The sequence below is a fragment of the Thioclava sp. UBA3469 genome (assembly GCF_002378135.1).
Lineage (GTDB): Bacteria > Pseudomonadota > Alphaproteobacteria > Rhodobacterales > Rhodobacteraceae > Thioclava > Thioclava sediminum.
The window spans coordinates 1-1,962 of record NZ_DFRG01000203.1; the positions used below are offsets into that span (position 1 = coordinate 1).

At 64.6% G+C, this 1,962-nt stretch carries 2 protein-coding genes; both read right to left on the bottom strand.

The window, feature by feature from the left end; translation table 11 throughout:
* Positions 1 to 698: ABC transporter permease subunit (locus tag B3D39_RS14695; protein ID WP_286789837.1), on the bottom strand; the 698-nt coding region annotated here is incomplete at its 3' end.
* Positions 699 to 703: 5 nt separating this feature from the next.
* Positions 704 to 1,711, bottom strand: a complete 1,008-nt coding sequence (locus B3D39_RS14700; protein WP_078520874.1) for an ABC transporter permease subunit — start codon at positions 1,709 to 1,711, stop codon at positions 704 to 706.
* Positions 1,712 to 1,962 lie beyond the last annotated feature (251 nt).

Genomic DNA, 1,962 nt, shown 5'->3' on the forward strand with positions numbered 1-1,962 from the left:
GCCACGTCGAGGATCGCGTTCGAGAAGCTCAGCGTGCCCTGCACGATCAGCGGCGCGAGGCAGTTCGGCAGCACCGTGCGGAACATGAGGCGCATATGGCCCGCGCCCGCGACCTGTGCGGCCATGACGTAATCGCGGTTCTTCTCGGACAGCACGGCCGCCCGCGTCAGACGCGCGAAATGCGGCTGATAGACGATGGCGATGGCGATCATCGCGTTGATCAGCCCCGGGCCGAGCACCGCCACGAAGACGAGTGCCAAGAGCAGCGACGGGAAGGCGAGGATGATATCCATCACCCGCATGATCACGGTATCGACCCAGCCGCCGAACCAACCGGCGAGCAGGCCAAGGATCACGCCCACGGAGAGCGCGAGCAGCACGACCATCACGCCGATGAACAGCGAGAAACGCGCGCCGAACAGCAGGCGCGAGAGGATATCGCGCCCGACCGCATCGGTGCCCATCAGGAAGGTGCCGTTGGCATCATGCGTCAGCGGCGTCGCCAGAAGCGCGTCGCGGAACTGCGTGTCGGGATCGAAGGGCGAGATCAGCGGTGCCGCAATCGCGGCCAGCGCGATCAGGGCGAACACCACCAGACCGATCACGGCCCCACGGTTTTCTTTGAAATAGAACCAGAACTCGGCGAACTGCGCGCGGCGCGTGCCGGCCGGGATATCGGTTTCGGTCACTTCGGACATCTCACTCACCTATGCCGGATACGCGGGTTAATCAGACCGTAGAGCAGGTCCACGATCAGGTTCACGAACATCACGATCAGCGCGATCATCAACAGCCCGCCCTGCACGGAGGGGTAGTCACGCCGCGAGATCGAATCGACCATCCATTTGCCGATGCCCGGCCAGGAAAAGATCGTCTCGGTCAGGATCGCGCCCGCCATCAGCATACCGACCTGCAGGCCGATCGTGGTGATCACCGGGATCATCGCATTGCGCAGCGCGTGGACGCCCACGACGCGGCGCGGCGGCATCCCCTTGGCGCGCGCGGTGCGCACGTAATCCTCACCCAGCACTTCGAGCATCGCCGAGCGGGTCTGGCGCGCGATCACCGCGAGCGGGATCGTGGCGAGCACGACCGCAGGCAGGATCAGGTGGCTCAGCGCCGAGGTCAGCGCGCCCGATTGCCCCGACATCAGCGCGTCCCAGATCATGAAGCCCGTGCCATTGGGGAAATAATACATCAGCGAGATGCGCCCCGAGACCGGCGTCCATTGCAGGATGCCCGAGAACAGGATGATCAGCAGCAGGCCCCACCAGAAGATCGGCATCGAATAGCCCACCAGTGCGGTGCCCATCGTCGCCTGATCGAACCACGAGCCGCGCTTGATTGCGGCCAGCACGCCGATCGGCACGCCGATCACGACGGCGAGGAACATCGCGCAGACGCCCAGCTCCAGCGTGGCCGGGAAGAGCGCGAAGAACTCGCCCAGCACCGGCTTGTGGGTCACGAGGCTGTCGCCGAGATTGCCATGGGCGAGTTGCCAGATGAAATCGAGATATTGCTGCCAGAGCGGGCGGTCGAAGCCGAGCTGATGCGCCAGCTCGGCATGGCGTTCGGGGCTCAGCCCGCGCTCGCCTGCCATCAGCAGCACCGGGTCCCCGGGCAGCACCCGAACGAACCCGAAGGCCACGATCGTGATGCCGATCAGCGTGGGGATCAGCCAGAGGATCTTGCCGATTATGAAACGTAACATGTCACCGGTCCTGTTTGCGGTTCTCTTCGGAACCTGTGGGGAGCCCCTGCCCGCCGCACCCAGTTGCGCCAGCGGTCATCGGTCTCCGATGTTTGGCCCCTAAAAGTATTGCGAGGCGCCCGGTCTCCCGGACGCCCCAATCACGCGGGTATTCTCAGGATCACTCCGAGATGTCCACCCCGTAGAAGTCGTGACCGCCCAGCGGGCTCATCACGTAGCCGCTGACTTTGGTCGACATCGGCATGAACACG

What these genes read in the sequence shown, in the direction of transcription:
- B3D39_RS14700 (WP_078520874.1), bottom strand. Translation starts at nt 1,711, where the DNA reads ATGTTACGTTTCATAATCGGCAAGATCCTCTGGCTGATCCCCACGCTG.